Origin of the sequence: Solibacillus sp., assembly GCF_040273735.1 — a bacterium.
Taxonomy (GTDB): Bacteria; Bacillota; Bacilli; order Bacillales_A; family Planococcaceae; genus Solibacillus.
In genome coordinates this window covers 57485-73835 of the sequence record NZ_JBELZM010000005.1, presented here as the reverse complement: position 1 = coordinate 73835, position 16351 = coordinate 57485, and the positions used below count along the sequence as shown (strand labels likewise).

Here is a 16351-nt window from a genome sequence, read left to right as displayed (position 1 = left end):
CACCTTCTAAACGGATAAACGTTTCTATATATCCTTATGCATACTTAGTACCTATTAGAAAATAAATTCTAAAGGAGGGAATGATGGTACTCATTGGATTTTAGAAAGATCTACCTGATGGGCGTTATAATTGTGAACTTTTGTATTTACCGATTTCAAAAATTGTGACACAGATCGATATTCAGTCAAAAGGAGAGGAAGGAAACTACTATGGTTGATTTAGATTTTTTAATTCAGTACGGATTCATATTATTAGTGATTTCAATTACGACATTTGTCTTGTCTATGTATTTCCGGAAAAAGCCGAAAGTGGATAAAGGATTTAAGTTTGCCTATCATATCGCCGTAAATTTTTACGCACGATTTATTCAATCCCGTTTTGTATTTTTCCGTTAGCAATCATTTATTATTTTGAAAGGTTTTCCGCTAACTTTATATTTGTTACGCTGTTGCTCGTGATCGTATTTGTTTTTCAAACGTCATACAATTACATAAAGTGGAAAAAAGAAGATTAAAAGCCTGTGTTCATCCGAAAGCAGGCTTTTTTTCATTATTTCACTCCGCTCGAACCAAAGCCCTTATCACCGCGCTCCGTATCCGACAGTTTGTCTGTTTCTTCAATGAAAACTTGCGGAACATATTGAATGACTAGCTGGGCGATGCGCATTCCTTTCTCAATCGTAAAAGGTTCTTTCCCGTGATTGATTAAAATCACGCCGATTTCACCGCGATAGCCAGCATCGATCGTACCTGGACTATTTAACACCGTAATCCCATGTTTGAGTGCCAATCCACTACGTGGGCGTACTTGCGCTTCTGTTCCCTCCGGCAGTTCGATTTGAAGACCGGTTTTAATTAATGCGTATTCACCAGGCAGTAAAACTTTCTCTTCAACCGCGCTTAAATCCATCCCTGCATCCCCTTCCCGTGCCTGTTTCGGTAATACAGCATCCGGGTGGGTTTTCTTAATTTTCAATTGAATCGACATATTCAACCAACTTTCTCATTAATAAAATCTATTTACATGCAGTTATAACAAAACCATATTTTTTCTTTATTTTCAATAGGGAGTTTTCTAGAAATCTTATTGGATTTATGTTATCTTTCTTTAGGCTCTTTACTTTTATGTTGTTAAAGCTTATACTCAATTCAACTATATATTGTGTTTTTTTATCACGGTACTACTAAATGTAGTTTAAAAGGGAAGTTTGGTGTGAATCCAACGCTGTCCCCGCAACTGTAAATGCTGACTGAAGACGAATAGACCACTGTGCAATGCATGGGAAGGTATGTCTGACGGATGAGGCAAAGCCAGGAGACCTGCCGCGTTAAAACTACGTACATTTCTTCGGGGAATAGGAAATGGAGGCGCTCTTTAACTCGTTTCCATTTCAAGCTATCCTGTTTTCCGGGATAGCTTTTTTATTTGTCACAAATCTCTCCCGCATACTGTACGACACGATAACTAGTAATATTTATATAGCGAGGGATTCTAATATGAAACTTTATACGAAAACAATTTGCCCGAAATGCCTATGGGTAAAATCAGAACTTGATGCAGCCAACTTGGAAGTAGAGGTCATCAATATCGACCAGGACGAAACAGCAAAACAACAAGTAATCGATGCAGGTTTTCTGTCTGTGCCGTTATTTGAAATAAACGGTGAGTTCATTTCAGAGCCGACTTCTATTATCGATCGCATTTCTGAAATGACTGCATGATTATTTATGCTTCACGAACTGGCAATGTACGATACATCGTGCAAAAACTCGGCTTACCCGCAAAGGATCTGGCCGAGATGGTGAAAATCGATGAACCGTATCTTTTATTTACATATACGGATGGATTAGGCTCTGTCCCCCCTATCGTCGACCAGTTCATGACTGCGAACTTTGAATTATGCAAAGGAATTATCGTAAGCGGAAACCGGAATTTCGGTCATGCTTTTTTCGGCCGTGCTGGTGACCTTTTAGCTGCACAATACGGAATTCCGTTAATTGAAAAAGTGGAAATGCGGGGAACTCCGGCTAATTACGAGTCGATTACAGATTACTACCACTCCATTTGGAAAGAGGCATCGATATGAAACAGTATTTAAAATTAAATAACGATATATTAAACCGTTACCGTGCAACCGGTGAACTTGATTTGGCGAAAGACAAAGAAGCAACACGCCGCTATTTTCTGGAAGACGTCAATGTCCGTTTACGCTACTTTATTGATATTGAGGAAAAAGTGCGCTATTTAGTTGATGAAGGCTATTACGAAAAAGAGTTTTTTGATTTCTACTCGATGGACTTTATTAAACGGATGTACAAAAAAGCCTATTCCTACAAGTTCCGGTTCCCTTCATTCATGAGTGCTTCAAAGTTTTACGAAAGCTATGCGATGAAAAGCCGTGACGGAAAAGAAATTCTGGAAAAGTACGAGGATCGAATTGTCATCATCGCCCTTTATTTAGCACAAGGTGATGAAATGTTGGCGGAAAAGGCCATCGAAGCGGTCATGACTGCCTACCAGCCAGCAACCCCAACTGCTTTAAACAGCGGGAAAAAGGCGCGTGGTGAGCTTGTCTCATGCTTTAAACTGACAATGGATGACACGATGAACTCGATTGCCGAGAACATCGGTTACTGTCTGGAGCTTTCCCGTTTAGGCGGCGGTGTCGGGGTAAACTTGACCGATCTTCGTCCTTTAGGTGATCCGATAAAAGGGATCTTAAACCGTGCGAGCGGGGTTATGCCCGTTGCGAAACTGCTGGAGAATTCATTCTCATATTCGAATCAGCTTGGTCAAAGAAATGGTTCAGGAGTCGTCTACCTGAATGTTTTCCACGGTGATATTGAAGCGTTCATCTCTTCCAAGAAACCAAATGCCGACGATAAAATCCGATTAGCTACACTATCTACAGGGATTATTCTACCCGATATTTTCTTTGAACTGATGCGCCGAGATAAAGATATCGTCTTGTTCAGTTCATATGATATTTATAAAGAATACGGGAAACGCATGTCGGAAATTTCGATTACAGAAATGTACTATGAGCTATTGGATAATCCGAACATCCGTAAACTGAAACGATTAAATGCCCGTAAACTATATACGGAAATTAAAAAAGCGCAGTTTGAATCGGGTTACCCTTTTGAAATATTCGATGATAATGTTAATAACGAGCATCCATTAAAAGAAATCGGACGTGTGAAGATGTCGAATCTGTGCACCGAAATTCTCCAATACCAGCAAACAAGTGTTGTTACCGATCAAAACGAGCCGAATGAATATGGCCTCGATGTTTCTTGCAATTTAGGATCGATCGACATTCACGAAGCAACGAAAGTTCAGGATTTCGGACAGCTTGTCGATACAGCAATGCGTCTTTTGACGAATGTCTCAACGATGACCGATATTGTAAACGTCCCTTCTGTGTCGAAAGCCAACAAAGTGATGCACTCTGTAGGATTGGGCGTTATGAACTTGCATGGACACCTCGTACAAAGCGGAATCCGTTATGGCTCCAAAGAGTCAATTGAATTTATCGATGCGTTTATGGAAGCACTGAATTATTACTCATTAAAAGCATCAATGGAAATCGCGAAGCAAAAGAACGAAACGTTTTATCGATTTGAGGAAAGTGATTATGCGAGCGGTGTTTACTTTGAAACTTATATATATAAAGAAGAAAAAGAACTTACACCTGAAGTGATTAAAGCACTTGGGGGTACACCGATCATTACTCAAAATATGTGGCAGCAGTTGAAGGCCGACGTTTTGGAGCATGGATTGTTCCACTCATATAGACTTGCAATTGCTCCAACTGGCTCCATTTCCTACATCCGCAGCTGTACCGCTTCCATTGCCCCTGTTACAGAACGCGTGGAGGTTCGCGATTATGCTGACAGCCGTACAATTTATCCGATGCCATTTTTAACGAATGAAAACCAGGAACTTTATACCGAAGCATATGAAGTAAACCCGTATGAACTGATCGACCTTTACGCAGCAGCGCAAAAGCATGTGGACCAGGGGATTTCCATGACACTATACGTAACAGATCAGTGGAACACAGAACAATTGGCAAAAGCTTATATATATGCGTGGACGAAAGGCATTAAAACTGTTTATTACGTACGCCAACGTTTACTTACAATTGAGGAGTGTGTCGCATGTCAAATTTAACGTATAAAGCAGTCAACTGGAATACCCCGACGAGTGAACTCGCTCGCATTTTTTGGGACCAGCAATGGAAACAAATCTGGTTCCCCGAAGAAATTGCAGTCAGTAAAGACGTCAAACAATGGAAGGAATTCGAGCATCAGGATACATACAAAAAAGTATTCGGCGGCCTGACATTGCTTGATACGGTACAAACGAACATCGGCATGAATGAAATTGCCAAGTACACACCTGATTTCCAGGAGAAAGCGGTGTTAACCGTATTCGGATCGTTTGAAGCAATCCATGCAAAGTCTTATTCATATATTTTTACAACACTATGTACAAACACTGAAATCGACGAAGTTTTCGAATGGGTGCAAAAAAATGAGTTTCTTCAATATAAAGCAAACCGCATCGGTGAAGTATACACTGCTATAAAAGAAGATGACCCGGAAAGCTTATGGAAGGCAATGTTCGCTTCAGTCATGCTGGAAAGCTTCTTATTCTATTCCGGCTTCTTCTATCCTCTTTATTTAGGAGGACAGGGCGTACTGCGAAACAGTGCAGAAGTGATTAGTTTAATCTTGCGCGACGAATCAATCCACGGAGTAGCAGTCGGCTTTTTCGCCCAGAACATTTTCAAAACGTTCTCTGCAGAAAAACAGCAGGAGCTTACTTTGTGGGGCTATGAATATTTACTCGATTTATATCAAAATGAAATGAAGTATACCGATGATTTATACGCAGAAACGGGACTTTCCCCTGAAGTGAAAAAATACGTGCGCTACAATGCGAATAAAGCGCTCATGAACTTGGGGTTCGATACGATGTTCCCTGACGAGGAAGTCAACCCGATAGTAATGAACGGGATTTCCAATACAGGGTCAACCTATGATTTCTTCAGTCAAAAAGGAGCGACATATGCGGTTGCTAAAGTGGCCCCTATAACTGATGATACGTTTAAATTCTAAAAGAAACGCTATACCAAAAATCTGGTATAGCGTTTCTTCCTATTTAATAAGTTCATTTTATCCATTCTTTAAAAATCGGGTCATGTGTTGAAACTATCGGCTGGTAATTCGCCCCTTCGTGTAAATATTGAAAGGCCGCATTTACTGCTTGCATTGCGTCATGTGTTGCCCCGTGGATGAGTTTCAGTTTACCTTGCTCATAGCGGGCATCCCCTGCTACAAAATACCCGCGACAATTCGTTAAACCATTATCTCTTTGCGCTATACGTCCGTTGAATTCAATGGTACGTTTTTTTGAACCAATATGGCAAAAGACAGCCTCATATGCCCAATCATTAAAATCCGAGAATTTATAAATTGGAATGTTATTATTGGCAAGCCCGTCCATTAAAATAGGCTGTAAATTCAGCTCTTTGTCGGTATATAATGTAACCGTATTTCCATACCCCATTAACTGAATTGCCCAATCTGCTGCCATCGGTGTATGACCGATCACTGCAATTGGACCGTCATATTGTTGGAAAGCTGGCGGGTCATACTGTATTTTTCCCGAGGTGTGCGCATGTTCGATCCTTTTTACCTCATTAAATCCATTGCCGGTTGCCGCTATGATAGTTTTAGCTAGTATGGTTTGCTTTGTTGTCGTTACATAAAACAACTCGTCAATATTTTCAATTTCCTCAACAATTTCTCCAAGTAACATATTAGCTTTACTTACTTTTAACTGTTCGATCAGCGCTTGTTTAAAATCACGCGCTAAAACACCAAATTGACCAGGAATATCGTATATTTCATAGTTTAAAAATAGATTAAGTCGCCCTCCTAGTTCATGATTACCTTCAATTAATACAGTGTTCATCTTTCTAGATGCACTATAAAATGCACTGAATATCCCGGCAGGACCACCACCGATTACACAAACATCGTAAATCATTGCTCTCCCCCATTATTACTGTACAAAAATATCCTTTATGTAATTGTTCGCTATTCCCTTCTATCGAAAAACAAGCAGCACCATTCAACATATAACCCCATAGCTGGTTGTATGGCTGTTTATGAAGCGCCGACATCAAACAGGCTATGGCAACACCATGAGATACGACAGCGATTCTCTCATACGGTAACTGCAACAAATATTCATGAAATCCGAGCATCCGTTTTGTTACATCATTAAAGGATTCCTGAGTCGTATTCACAAATAAATGCGGGGTATTCAAATAGCAAAGATACTGGTCATCCTGCTGAAGGTCCTTTATGTAGCTGCCTTGCCAATGCCCTAAGTGTATTTCACGCAAATTTTTGCTCTTATGAATAGTGCGGTTTGGAAACATTAGGTGTGCTGTTTGTACCGCCCGATTCAAGTCACTGGAAAATACAATCTGCGGGTTCCATTTCACGGACATTGCGTGCTCTATTCCTTCTGTCGTCAGATCCGAATTAAGCCATCCTTGCATTCGCCCTTCTCTATTCCAGACTGTTTCACCATGACGGTAGTAGTTAATGATTTTTAACATAATTACTTATCTCACCCTTGCATTTAGTCCAGATTTCTTCACTTTTGACAGCGATTCGAAACCATGCGCCGTCCAGGCCGACATAGTTTTTTGTATGGCGCAATACGATTCCTCGTTTTAATAAATACTCAAAAAATTTATCCGAATTATACTGTTCCGGTAATTGAAACAATAAGAAATTCGCTGCACTGTTTGATACTTTACAACCAATTAATTTTAAGTCCTTCACCATCTGACTTCTTAATTTACTGCTCTTTTCACGAGATTCCTTTACAAAATACTTGTCCTGTAAACAGAGACTGCCGATTTCATTTGCGATGGCACTCACATTCCAATGCGGCAAGTAATGACGGATTTTTTCTGCCTGTTGCCCTAGGACATAACCGAGACGAATCCCTGCCATTGCATACATTTTTGTCATGGATCGTACGACAAATAAATTGGAATAGGTGTTTGCCAATGAAACAACGCTCTCCGATTCATCGGTCCAGTCCATAAACGCTTCATCGACAACAAAATCGCAGTGGGGATACTTTTTAATCAACTGTTCAATCCAATGTTTTTTCAATAATACGCCTGTAGGATTATTCGGATTGCAAATATAGCAGGCATGGACATCTTTCAGCTGTTTCTCCAATATTTCCTCATTAAATCGATATGTTTCAATATCGTCAGCTAAAATAGAATGAATGACACAATTCTGCTGTTTTAGTGTTCTAGCATACTCCGAAAATGTTGGCTGTAACAAAGCAATCTCCTGTCCATTGAAAAGCTGTGCCAAAGCCATTAACCCTTCTGCTGCACCGTTCGTAACGACAACGTGTTGTGCTGCCACTTCGTGTACATCGGCCGCTTGAGAGCGAAACGGTTCCGCTTGTTCATGCGGATACCCCACTATTTTATCCATCAAATTCGCCCACTGTTGCTCTACTAGCTTCGGATACCCGAGATGATTGACATTTTCGCTAACATCGATGACTTTGTCCGGCATATGTAAGTTCATCGCTTTATATAACGCGGCTGCATTAGCTCCATGTGCGGGCAATTCCATACAATATTCCTCCTGTTATCACAACACACCATGTACAAACATACATGTGCCGGATCGATTTTTTTATATGTATTTTCTGCATCGTATTTTCCGGTTCACCCATATAAGCACGAAATGATTCCACCCCACCATAACGATTATACCCGCCTAAACGGATTCCTAACTGCACGGCTGTAGCAGCCTCCAAATATCCGCTATTCGGGCTTGGATGTTTTTTAGCATCTTTTAGCCAGTTTTTATAGCGATGTTTAAATGGTTGTACCGTATCACATTTTGTAAATAATATAAGGAACCACCCGGAAATTCTGCTGGGCAGATAGTTCGCAACATCATCCAATTTAGCTGCAGCAAACCCAAAATCAGCATACCGTTCATTTTTATACCCAATCATCGAATCCAGCGTATTAATCGCTTTATAGCACCAAGCACCGGTTGCCCCGAAACATAACGCATACATAAGCGGAGCCGTCACGCCATCACTCGTATTTTCCGAGACTGTTTCAATGACACCTCTTACAATTTCAGCTTCATCCAAATGATTCGTTTCACGGCCCACGATCCAGCTTAAATATTTTCTTGCTTCGGGTAAATCATTCGCTTTCAAGGAATCGTAAACGAGCATCGCCGCTTCTTTTAATGATTTCTGGGCTAGTGCTAAACTGATAAAAAAGATTTCGACTACAAGCCAGAGAAGAAGATGTATTTTTATTGCAAGAAAGACAATTAAGAAAACCGAGCCCGTTGTTATACTTACCGTGAAAAAAACTGTTAAAAAGCCATTGATCCGTCTTCTACTGTCACTGCCGTTATTGCATTTCCTCTCAAAAAACGAAATCACGTTGCCAATATAAATGACGGGATGTGTCCATTTTTTCGGATCCCCAACAATGCAATCGATGAGCACTGCGATTACACAAATAATAAAATACATCGTGCCCCTCGCTCCTTTATTTTCGTTTGTTATGAAATGAAAATTCCAGAGCATATTCGATGCTCTGGATAAATTCTAATATTAATGATGATGGTGGTGTTCATATCCGTGTTCTTCTGCATATTTGCGGAAATTCTCTAAATCGATCATACCTGTTGAAGTACCGTCCAGAGCCTGTTCCATGCGCTCCAACAATACTTTCTTCAAATTCGGATGGTAGCCGAAATAATTTGCAAGTAAAAAATCGACGTCTTCATACTGCTCTGTAAACTGATCGACCATTTTAGCCATTCTTTCCATCAACACTCCTGTAAACAAGAAGTATGGAAGCATCACAATTTTTTTTGCTCCAAGTCTTATACAACGTTCAATCCCTTGTTCTACAGACGGAGTTGTTACACCCATAAACGCACTTTCTATAATAGGAACATCCAATTTTTCCCACAATAAACGGGTAATTTTATAGAAATCGCCATTTGCATATGGATCACTCCCCCCACGTGCAATGAGTAAGATAGCTGTATCTTCATGTTTTTCATCTGGATTAAAACCGACTTCTGTTAAACGCGACTTAAGAATTTCAAAAATTTCCTCGTGAATCCCAATTGTTTGACCATATGTAAAACGAATATCCGGAAAATGCTCTCTTGCATGTTCGATTTCGGCTGGAATATGCAATTTTGAATGTCCTGCGTGTAATAAGATGATTGGAATTACATGAACTTCATCCGCACCCTTTTCAATACATAGCTGAATTCCATCTTCTATATTCGGAGCAGCAAACTCTAAAAAACATGTCTCAACAAGAAGTGCAGGATCAATGTACGTTTTCATCTGTTCTACAAACTGGCGTACCTCCTCATTTCCCGCATCTACTCTGCTTCCATGTCCAACAAATAATACTGCTTTTTTCATTGGTCCTCTTCCTTTTTTATATTTATCAATCCCTTTAATTCGATTTTCATGACGAATTCTTTCCCCGTGTTCCATCGAATAAATAATGGATGATTCTTCAGCGGTATCCTGGACAATGGCACGCGAGGTTTCCTCGTTTTGAACGGAATACCATGTCCCTTTCGGATAATCAATGACAACACATTTATCTTTACATCGCCCGTTACATCGAGTTCGTGATGTATGAATCATTTCATCTAAACGATTTTTACGAATTTCATCCCGGATTTGCTGTGTTACTTCTTCTGCACCGGCACCCATACAAGTAGCCCCGTTACAAATTAACAGATGGCGCTGCATTTGACCTAAATTCCAAGTTGTCATAGAATCCTCCTTCTTGTAGTTGATCAAAGTAAGTTTTATTTTTTTGTATGAAAGCGGCAAACTTATCGATTGATGACGCATTGTACTTCCCTAATATATTTTTCACAAGATCGATCACTTGATCCTCCGGTACTTTTTTTAACAATAGATGCCCGGAACCGGCACGTCTGCCCATTGGAATCGCGCCTCCGTAAATATCAACTTTGCCATTATGAAAAATGAGCGCCAAGTCATCCTGGACGGCGTTATAACATGCTTTAGTACATGCATTAAAGCCGATGCGTACCCTATTTTTTAATGGCATTTGTTCAACTTGTTCTAGTAAGTCCTTTGCAAGTGGTAACCCGTCTAACAAATCCCCATCACAAAAGTCGCAACATTTAAATAAAGCACTTGGTGTTTGGGATGCCACATACAAATTCACTTCCGTTAATTTTTCCATTGCCTTCTCCACGTGTGAACGATGGACAGTGACGATAAAACTGTGGCCGGCAGAATATTTTACAGCGCCAGATTTTTCAAGATTCGCTAACACAATTAGCTGATTACTTGTTAAATGTTTGTTTATTAACCCTGGTCGTACAATTAATGCTACATAGTCATCCATTGCTTTTAATTTTGCAAAAGTCTTGTTCGGCATCGGTAGCTGCAACGCCTTCTCGAAATTTTTCTTAGCAAATTCTTGCATATATCACCGCTCCCATTCATCAATTGCACATTTGTAGCGACTGGTAGAATTCTTTTGTTTTTGAAAATTAAAATGAATCAGGGTAAAGACCTTTAACGATAATTTCAAGCGCTTCTGCCACTCGAACACCTTCTGAAGCAGCCGATAATGGTAAAATAACAAAACGCTCATTTTGTACTGCCGGTGTTTGGCTCAATGCCGGATCATTTTTGAGGAAATTAATTTTTTCTTGAGCTGATGTAGAACCGTAATCGATGACAATGATGGCCTCAGGATTACGTTCAACGGCATCTTCTTTTGAAACCGTTGCCCAGTTTTTTTCGATATCACCAAAAATATTATTTGCTCCCGCCATATTCACGAGCGTGTTCATAAAGTTTTGCGTTGCTGTAAATACATCTTTATCACCGCTATCGAATACTAGAACATCGATTGGTTTGTCCACCGCAGGAACTTTTTCTTTAATCTTTTCAATATCTGCATTCATTTCTTCTATCAACGTTTCACCGCGCTCTTCAACACGAAAAATCTTTGCAATATTACGAATATCCGTGTAGATATCTTCTAGCTCCGGAGCAACTTTCACTGAGGAAGACTGCAAGTAACTGCCGATTCCCAGTTGTTCTAATTCTTCGCGTGTCATTAAGTTTTTCTCGTTAAATGCACTTGCCCAACCGCCGTAAATAAAGTCGGCTTCTGTCGAGATAACCTGTTCTTTCGAAGGATATTGTACAGCCAGTACTGGAACTTGGTCATATGCTTCTTGTAATGGAGCATAAATCTGATCATCTAAGTAAGCTGTACCTACCATCGAATCCTCCAACCCAAGTGCAAGCATCACTTCTGTTACATGCTGATTAATAGAAATCGCTTTTTTGGGCGCTTCATCATATGTAATGGATACCCCATCGTTTTCGATTGTTATTGTCTGTGACGTCTCATCTGAATCTGCTGTTACCTGTTTGATATTTTGCTCATCACCCGAACATGCACCTAAAATTAGTGCTGATGCCAGGGCAATTGGTGCCCAAATTTTTTTTCGTAATTTCATTATTGTTCTCCTCTTGTATCCATAGCTGTAGTAGTATAAAAAAATAAATGCATTTTTTCTGTGAATGGATTTCTAGAAACTCCTGCATGTATGTTAAATACTTCTTTTAACATCTCTGTTGTTAAGACACTTTCAGGTGAACCCTGAATATGTAATGTTCCGTCTTTCATAACGATTAGGTCATCACAGTAGGCTGCAGCTAAATTTAAATCATGTAACGCCGCAATAATCGTAATCGGTAAATCTTTGACTAAATCCATTAAATGGAGCTGGTGTTCAATATCCAAATGGTTTGTCGGTTCATCCAATACGAGAATACTTGCCTGCTGTGCCAAAGCACGTGCGAGCATTACCCGTTTTTTCTCGCCACCTGATAGATTGCTTAATGTACGATTGGCTAAATGCGCGACATTGGCTAGTTCCATGCTTCTGTCCGCGATTGACATATCTTCTGAGTTATCAGGACTGAGCCAGCCCTTATAAGGAGTGCGCCCCATCATCACCAAATCCCTTACCGTAAAATCAAATAACACAGTGGACTCCTGACTAACGACAGCCATTTGTCTAGCCAGTTTTTTCGGGGATATATCCCAGACTTCCTGTTCATGCAAAGTTACTTTTCCCGATGACTGTTTCAGATGACGGTACAAAATTTTAAGCATCGTTGATTTCCCGCTTCCATTTGGACCAATAATCCCTATAAAATTTCCTTCTATGATTTCCAAAGAAATGTTTTTCAGAATCTCTTTATCATCAACCGAATATTCAACATGATGTAGCTGGATCATCTCATTCCCCTTCCCCAAAAGAATAGTGCTCGCGACGAAGCATCCAAATAAAGAACGGACTGCCGAATAATGCGGTAATAATTCCTATCGGCATTTCTTCCGGTGCAATTGCAATACGTGCACCCATATCAGCCCAGATAATAATAATTGCCCCAAGTAAGGCACTTAGCGGTAAAACTACTTTATAATTGGACCCGACAATCATGCGCACAATATGCGGGACAATGAGACCGACAAATCCGATACTCCCGCTTACAGCAACTACGACTCCGGTTAATAACGATACAATGATAATAATGAACAACCTGAATCGTTCAATACTAATCCCTAATGTCGATGCTGTTTCCTCACCTAGCAACAGTGCGTTCAGTTGACGATAGCTTAGTAGTAATAATGGGAATATGATACAAAAAGTAACAAAAGGTATTCCGAGATTTGACCACTTTGCACCGCCTAAACTGCCAAGCATCCAAAACATGACGGCCTGGACTCCGCCCTGTTCTTTCGTGATCATTAACATAAAGTTGGTCATGGCTCCTAAAACCATGGAGACCGCAATTCCCGAAAGTAACAATCGAATCATCGAAGTTTTCCCGTTCACACGCGCAAGCATAAAGACAATCACTACGGCAAATACCGCACCCAAAAAAGCAGCAAGCGATAAAGCAAACACGCCGAAAAAACTAAAAGCACCGAATAAAATTACCGAAGTTGCCCCTACAGATGCACCCGAAGATACACCGAGTATGTATGGATCTGCGATGGAATTCTTAACTAGCGCCTGTATTGCGGCACCTGATATTGCTAATGAAGCCCCAACTAAAAATGCCAATAATACGCGTGGTACCCGAATTTCCCAAATGATTACTTGCTGCGCATTTGTAGCATTGGTTTCATTTAAAATTCCGATTTTATAAAGTAAAACCTCAATAATTAACTGGGGTGTAATTCCTACAGAACCTACCATGATTGCACCAATAATCGATATTCCTAGCACAATAATAAAAATAGACATCCATAGCCAAAATTTCTTTTTATTCATAAAAGTTTACCGGCTCCCAACTAATGATCGCTGCATAAAATTTATGACGGTAAACAATCTTGCCTTCCTCCTCTATAACGAATCGGGCAAGTACCTCTTTAACATGCTCAAAATCAAAAGGTTCCGATAATATCTTTTTACTTTGTGCTTCATAGAGTGCTTCATAATTTTCATAGTAATAAACGCGCTCTAATGGCAGCATCTCACAATCAGCGTAAATACCGAGCTGATACAGCATATTTAAAATTTCAATATAATCACGTCTCGGATATTTAATCTGATAGTGATATTCTTTTGCTAAAACATCATAATGTGGTTGAATCGGTCCTGTCGTTAAACCGATGATCGCTCTTTTCTTTGCACGATCATTCATTTTAAGCAATGCATCATTCATCTCATATATTCGGTAATAACAATTGACTCCGATTACAATATCATGCTGTTCAACATCTGCTTCTTCCCATTTCGCATGGACAAAGTGTACTGCATCGTCTTCTATGAAATACTGCTGCAAGTAATCCAAAACACTTTTTGAACCATCAACCAATGTCAGTTTTCCGACATCTTCTCTTAAAGGAAATGTATAATTCCCCCAACCGGGTCCCATTTCCAGACAGCTTGCGCCCTGTGGTATGTATTGACGAATCTTTTCATAAATCGGAACGGCATGTGCATCCGTTTGTTTATAGGATTTTTTTTGCATCGACTGTGCCCAAAAAGCTTCTTCCAATGCATCATTTTTCATCCGTTCAGGCATATTCCCATTCCAGTCCAGCATCCCTTCCTTCCAGAGCTGCTCAAAATCAATTGCGAGTGGCCCATGTAAAACAGCCATCAATTTCACCTCTTATCAACAGTAGTTTCGGAAATAAACGAATAAATCTTCTCCATATCCAAATGCTCACGTACATGGCGGTCCAGCATTTCATAGGCTTGTTCGCGACGTTCAAAATCGGATAAGACCTCTCCTGAGATTGGTTCCATCCCTTTTTGTATACGGACTGTATTAAAATAATCACGTGTGAATAGGCGATTTTGGAAAATCCCGTGTACATATGTACCAAATACTTGCTCCGTATACACACCATCTGTCCGGCCATCATAAAATTGGATGAAAGGTTTCAACGGTTTAGTCGCTACACTACGTCCTAAATGAATTTCATAACCTTCGATTTCATGACCTGTACAGCTCCTTCCAGAAACTTGAACCGTTTGCTTACTATTAATGAACGTTGTCTCAACCGGCAGCAGACCTAAAGTTAAATACGTTCCGCCAGTGCTTTCCACCGCCTGCTCATCACGGATAGTTTCACCCAGCATCTGGTAACCTCCACAAATACCGATAATGCGGACATTTAGATTCGCTAATTGTAAAATACCTTGCATTAACCCGGTTTGCTGAAGCCATAAAAAATCTTCCACCGTGTTTTTAGTCCCTGGTAAAATTACGACATCCGGATTTTTTAAATCACTTAGGTTGGAAACAAAGCGCACGCCTACGCCGGGTTCTTCAAACAATGGATCTATGTCGGTAAAATTCGATATACGCGGTAACCGGATGACAGCAACATCAATCGCAAATTCGTGTTGCTGTGGCTTCTTCAAGCGTAAGCTGGATAGCGCCATTGAATCTTCTGCCTCAATTTGAATATCGAAATACGGAATAACGCCCAGTACAGGAATTCCTGTATACTCTTCCAGCCATTCGATTCCATTTGTCAGCAGTTCTTTCATGCCGCGAAACTTGTTAATAATGATTCCTTTGACACGGGCTTTCTCCGCATCATCCAATAACATCAGTGTCCCGACAAGTGAAGCAAAAACACCACCTCGTTCAATATCCGCCACTAAAATCACAGCCGCATCTGTTTCATGAGCCATTCGCATATTGGCAATATCACGGCTTTTCAAGTTGATTTCCGCGGGACTTCCCGCACCTTCCAAAACAAGAACATCATAGTTCTCCGATAAACGGTCAAGTGAGGTACGAACTTCAGGCATGACCGCCTCTACAAATTGTTCACGATAACTGACCGCATCCATATTGGCAAAATGTTTACCGTGCAGAATCACTTCTGATACCATATCCCCTTTAGGCTTCAGTAATATCGGGTTCATATCTGTTGTTGCATCAATTTTTGCCGCTTCTGCCTGAACCCCTTGCGCTCGACCAATTTCTCCGCCATCTTTTGTAATATACGAATTCAGCGCCATATTTTGTGATTTAAATGGAGCAACCCGATAACCGTCATTAACTAAAATGCGACATAGTGCTGTACAGAGTACACTTTTCCCTACATCTGATGCGGTGCCCTGAATCATGATTGCCTGCACTAAAACTCCAGCCCCTTCATTGCTGTGACGTCCTGCTCGCTGTAATAATGTTTTGTCGCATCAACGGTTGAAACCAGATCAGCCATTGCAATAAGATCCGGATGTGCTGAACGTCCTGTAACGACTAAATGCATTGTGGCCGGTCGATTACGTATTGCTTCAAGTACTTCCTCTAAAGGCAAAACATCATCGATTTGAAATTTGGAAATCGCCAGTGCATTATTTAATTCATCCAAAACGAGTAAATCCGTCGTTTCATCCTGCAATTCCTTTTTTACAATTTGCCAAGCCTTTTTTAACGCTTCTCTATGTTCTTCCGGTGTTTTTGTCCACGTAAAACCAATACCAAGCTGAACGGTTTCAACACCTAATTTACGAAGGGCAATTTGTTCTCCATATGTACGTTCCGGTGATTTAATAAACTGAAAATATTTCACAGTCATCCCACGGCCAATTGCACGTAAGGTTACACCTAATGAAGCGGTTGTTTTTCCTTTTCCTTCACCCGTATATACGAGCAGCATTCCTTTTCTCATCCTAAAATTGC

Annotated in this window: 18 protein-coding genes and 1 riboswitch; of the genes, 5 read left to right on the top strand and 13 right to left on the bottom strand. The window is 40.4% G+C overall.

The annotated features are described in order from the left end of the window. The first annotated feature begins 210 nt into the window (after nucleotides 1-210). Entirely contained in the window at nucleotides 211-396 is a 186-nt protein-coding gene (locus ABS917_RS07030; protein ID WP_350478339.1) for a hypothetical protein, read from the top strand. Nucleotides 397-550: 154 nt separating this feature from the next. Here the strand turns inward: ABS917_RS07030 and dut are convergent, their stop codons facing one another. Then, nucleotides 551-988, bottom strand: a complete 438-nt coding sequence (gene dut / locus ABS917_RS07025) for a dUTP diphosphatase (protein WP_350478338.1) — start codon at nucleotides 986-988, stop codon at nucleotides 551-553. 171 nt (nucleotides 989-1159) lie between these two features. Next, a riboswitch (cobalamin riboswitch) is annotated at nucleotides 1160-1342 on the top strand. Nucleotides 1343-1497: 155 nt separating this feature from the next. Here dut and ABS917_RS07020 point away from each other — a divergent pair. From ABS917_RS07020 to nrdF, 4 genes are read left to right on the top strand one after another with little or no spacing between them, the layout of a single operon-like run. Continuing rightward, nucleotides 1498-1722 (top strand): glutaredoxin family protein, encoded by a 225-nt coding sequence (locus tag ABS917_RS07020; protein WP_350478337.1) that lies wholly within the window; start codon nucleotides 1498-1500, stop codon nucleotides 1720-1722. Continuing rightward, a complete protein-coding gene (nrdI, locus tag ABS917_RS07015; RefSeq protein ID WP_350478336.1) occupies nucleotides 1719-2087 on the top strand; it encodes a class Ib ribonucleoside-diphosphate reductase assembly flavoprotein NrdI in 369 nt (122 codons plus the stop codon). Before ABS917_RS07020 ends, nrdI begins: the two co-directional genes overlap by 4 nt. Beyond that, complete coding sequence (gene nrdE, locus ABS917_RS07010; RefSeq protein ID WP_350478335.1) at nucleotides 2084-4177, top strand: class 1b ribonucleoside-diphosphate reductase subunit alpha; 2094 nt, start codon at nucleotides 2084-2086, stop codon at nucleotides 4175-4177. The genes nrdI and nrdE overlap by 4 nt, the downstream gene beginning before the upstream one ends. Continuing rightward, on the top strand, nucleotides 4165-5127 hold the full coding sequence (gene nrdF, locus ABS917_RS07005; RefSeq protein WP_350478334.1) for a class 1b ribonucleoside-diphosphate reductase subunit beta: 963 nt from the start codon (nucleotides 4165-4167) through the stop codon (nucleotides 5125-5127). The genes nrdE and nrdF overlap by 13 nt, the downstream gene beginning before the upstream one ends. Before the next feature lie 52 nt (nucleotides 5128-5179). Here the strand turns inward: nrdF and ABS917_RS07000 are convergent, their stop codons facing one another. From ABS917_RS07000 to ABS917_RS06945, 12 genes are all read right to left on the bottom strand, one after another. After that, a complete protein-coding gene (locus tag ABS917_RS07000; RefSeq protein WP_350478333.1) occupies nucleotides 5180-6061 on the bottom strand; it encodes an NAD(P)/FAD-dependent oxidoreductase in 882 nt (293 codons plus the stop codon). After that, complete coding sequence (locus ABS917_RS06995; protein WP_350478332.1) at nucleotides 6000-6641, bottom strand: histidine phosphatase family protein; 642 nt, start codon at nucleotides 6639-6641, stop codon at nucleotides 6000-6002. Before ABS917_RS06995 ends, ABS917_RS07000 begins: the two co-directional genes overlap by 62 nt. Further along, on the bottom strand, nucleotides 6625-7692 hold the full coding sequence (locus ABS917_RS06990) for a pyridoxal phosphate-dependent aminotransferase (RefSeq protein ID WP_350478331.1): 1068 nt from the start codon (nucleotides 7690-7692) through the stop codon (nucleotides 6625-6627). The genes ABS917_RS06995 and ABS917_RS06990 overlap by 17 nt, the downstream gene beginning before the upstream one ends. Beyond that, nucleotides 7667-8623, bottom strand: coding sequence for an adenosylcobinamide-phosphate synthase CbiB (gene cbiB, locus ABS917_RS06985; protein WP_350478330.1), 957 nt, complete (start codon nucleotides 8621-8623; stop codon nucleotides 7667-7669). The genes ABS917_RS06990 and cbiB overlap by 26 nt, the downstream gene beginning before the upstream one ends. 81 nt (nucleotides 8624-8704) lie before the next feature. Beyond that, nucleotides 8705-9901, bottom strand: coding sequence for a CbiX/SirB N-terminal domain-containing protein (locus ABS917_RS06980; protein WP_350478329.1), 1197 nt, complete (start codon nucleotides 9899-9901; stop codon nucleotides 8705-8707). Continuing rightward, a complete protein-coding gene (locus tag ABS917_RS06975; protein ID WP_350478328.1) occupies nucleotides 9852-10589 on the bottom strand; it encodes a sulfite reductase in 738 nt (245 codons plus the stop codon). The genes ABS917_RS06980 and ABS917_RS06975 overlap by 50 nt, the downstream gene beginning before the upstream one ends. 67 nt (nucleotides 10590-10656) lie before the next feature. Then, nucleotides 10657-11640, bottom strand: coding sequence for an ABC transporter substrate-binding protein (locus ABS917_RS06970; protein WP_350478327.1), 984 nt, complete (start codon nucleotides 11638-11640; stop codon nucleotides 10657-10659). After that, a complete protein-coding gene (locus tag ABS917_RS06965) occupies nucleotides 11640-12428 on the bottom strand; it encodes an ABC transporter ATP-binding protein (protein WP_350478326.1) in 789 nt (262 codons plus the stop codon). The genes ABS917_RS06970 and ABS917_RS06965 overlap by 1 nt, the downstream gene beginning before the upstream one ends. A 1-nt stretch (nucleotide 12429) precedes the next feature. Then, nucleotides 12430-13470, bottom strand: a complete 1041-nt coding sequence (locus ABS917_RS06960) for a FecCD family ABC transporter permease (RefSeq protein ID WP_350478325.1) — start codon at nucleotides 13468-13470, stop codon at nucleotides 12430-12432. Beyond that, complete coding sequence (locus ABS917_RS06955) at nucleotides 13463-14305, bottom strand: class I SAM-dependent methyltransferase (RefSeq protein WP_350478324.1); 843 nt, start codon at nucleotides 14303-14305, stop codon at nucleotides 13463-13465. The genes ABS917_RS06960 and ABS917_RS06955 overlap by 8 nt, the downstream gene beginning before the upstream one ends. Nucleotides 14306-14310: 5 nt before the next feature. After that, complete coding sequence (locus tag ABS917_RS06950) at nucleotides 14311-15804, bottom strand: cobyric acid synthase (RefSeq protein WP_350478323.1); 1494 nt, start codon at nucleotides 15802-15804, stop codon at nucleotides 14311-14313. Beyond that, complete coding sequence (locus ABS917_RS06945; protein ID WP_350478322.1) at nucleotides 15804-16340, bottom strand: cob(I)yrinic acid a,c-diamide adenosyltransferase; 537 nt, start codon at nucleotides 16338-16340, stop codon at nucleotides 15804-15806. Before ABS917_RS06945 ends, ABS917_RS06950 begins: the two co-directional genes overlap by 1 nt. Nucleotides 16341-16351: the final 11 nt, after the last annotated feature.

Excerpts from the sequence above, each read along its gene's own strand:
- ABS917_RS07030 (WP_350478339.1), top strand. The coding sequence starts at position 211 with ATGGTTGATTTAGATTTTTTAATTCAGTACGGATTCATATTATTAGTG.
- dut (WP_350478338.1), bottom strand. The coding sequence starts at position 988 with ATGTCGATTCAATTGAAAATTAAGAAAACCCACCCGGATGCTGTATTA.
- ABS917_RS07020 (WP_350478337.1), top strand. The coding sequence starts at position 1,498 with ATGAAACTTTATACGAAAACAATTTGCCCGAAATGCCTATGGGTAAAA.
- nrdI (WP_350478336.1), top strand. The coding sequence starts at position 1,719 with ATGATTATTTATGCTTCACGAACTGGCAATGTACGATACATCGTGCAA.
- nrdE (WP_350478335.1), top strand. The coding sequence starts at position 2,084 with ATGAAACAGTATTTAAAATTAAATAACGATATATTAAACCGTTACCGT.
- nrdF (WP_350478334.1), top strand. The coding sequence starts at position 4,165 with ATGTCAAATTTAACGTATAAAGCAGTCAACTGGAATACCCCGACGAGT.
- ABS917_RS07000 (WP_350478333.1), bottom strand. The coding sequence starts at position 6,061 with ATGATTTACGATGTTTGTGTAATCGGTGGTGGTCCTGCCGGGATATTC.
- ABS917_RS06995 (WP_350478332.1), bottom strand. The coding sequence starts at position 6,641 with ATGTTAAAAATCATTAACTACTACCGTCATGGTGAAACAGTCTGGAAT.
- ABS917_RS06990 (WP_350478331.1), bottom strand. The coding sequence starts at position 7,692 with ATGGAATTGCCCGCACATGGAGCTAATGCAGCCGCGTTATATAAAGCG.
- cbiB (WP_350478330.1), bottom strand. The coding sequence starts at position 8,623 with ATGTATTTTATTATTTGTGTAATCGCAGTGCTCATCGATTGCATTGTT.
- ABS917_RS06980 (WP_350478329.1), bottom strand. The coding sequence starts at position 9,901 with ATGACAACTTGGAATTTAGGTCAAATGCAGCGCCATCTGTTAATTTGT.
- ABS917_RS06975 (WP_350478328.1), bottom strand. The coding sequence starts at position 10,589 with ATGCAAGAATTTGCTAAGAAAAATTTCGAGAAGGCGTTGCAGCTACCG.
- ABS917_RS06970 (WP_350478327.1), bottom strand. The coding sequence starts at position 11,640 with ATGAAATTACGAAAAAAAATTTGGGCACCAATTGCCCTGGCATCAGCA.
- ABS917_RS06965 (WP_350478326.1), bottom strand. The coding sequence starts at position 12,428 with ATGATCCAGCTACATCATGTTGAATATTCGGTTGATGATAAAGAGATT.
- ABS917_RS06960 (WP_350478325.1), bottom strand. The coding sequence starts at position 13,470 with ATGAATAAAAAGAAATTTTGGCTATGGATGTCTATTTTTATTATTGTG.
- ABS917_RS06955 (WP_350478324.1), bottom strand. The coding sequence starts at position 14,305 with ATGGCTGTTTTACATGGGCCACTCGCAATTGATTTTGAGCAGCTCTGG.
- ABS917_RS06945 (WP_350478322.1), bottom strand. The coding sequence starts at position 16,340 with ATGAGAAAAGGAATGCTGCTCGTATATACGGGTGAAGGAAAAGGAAAA.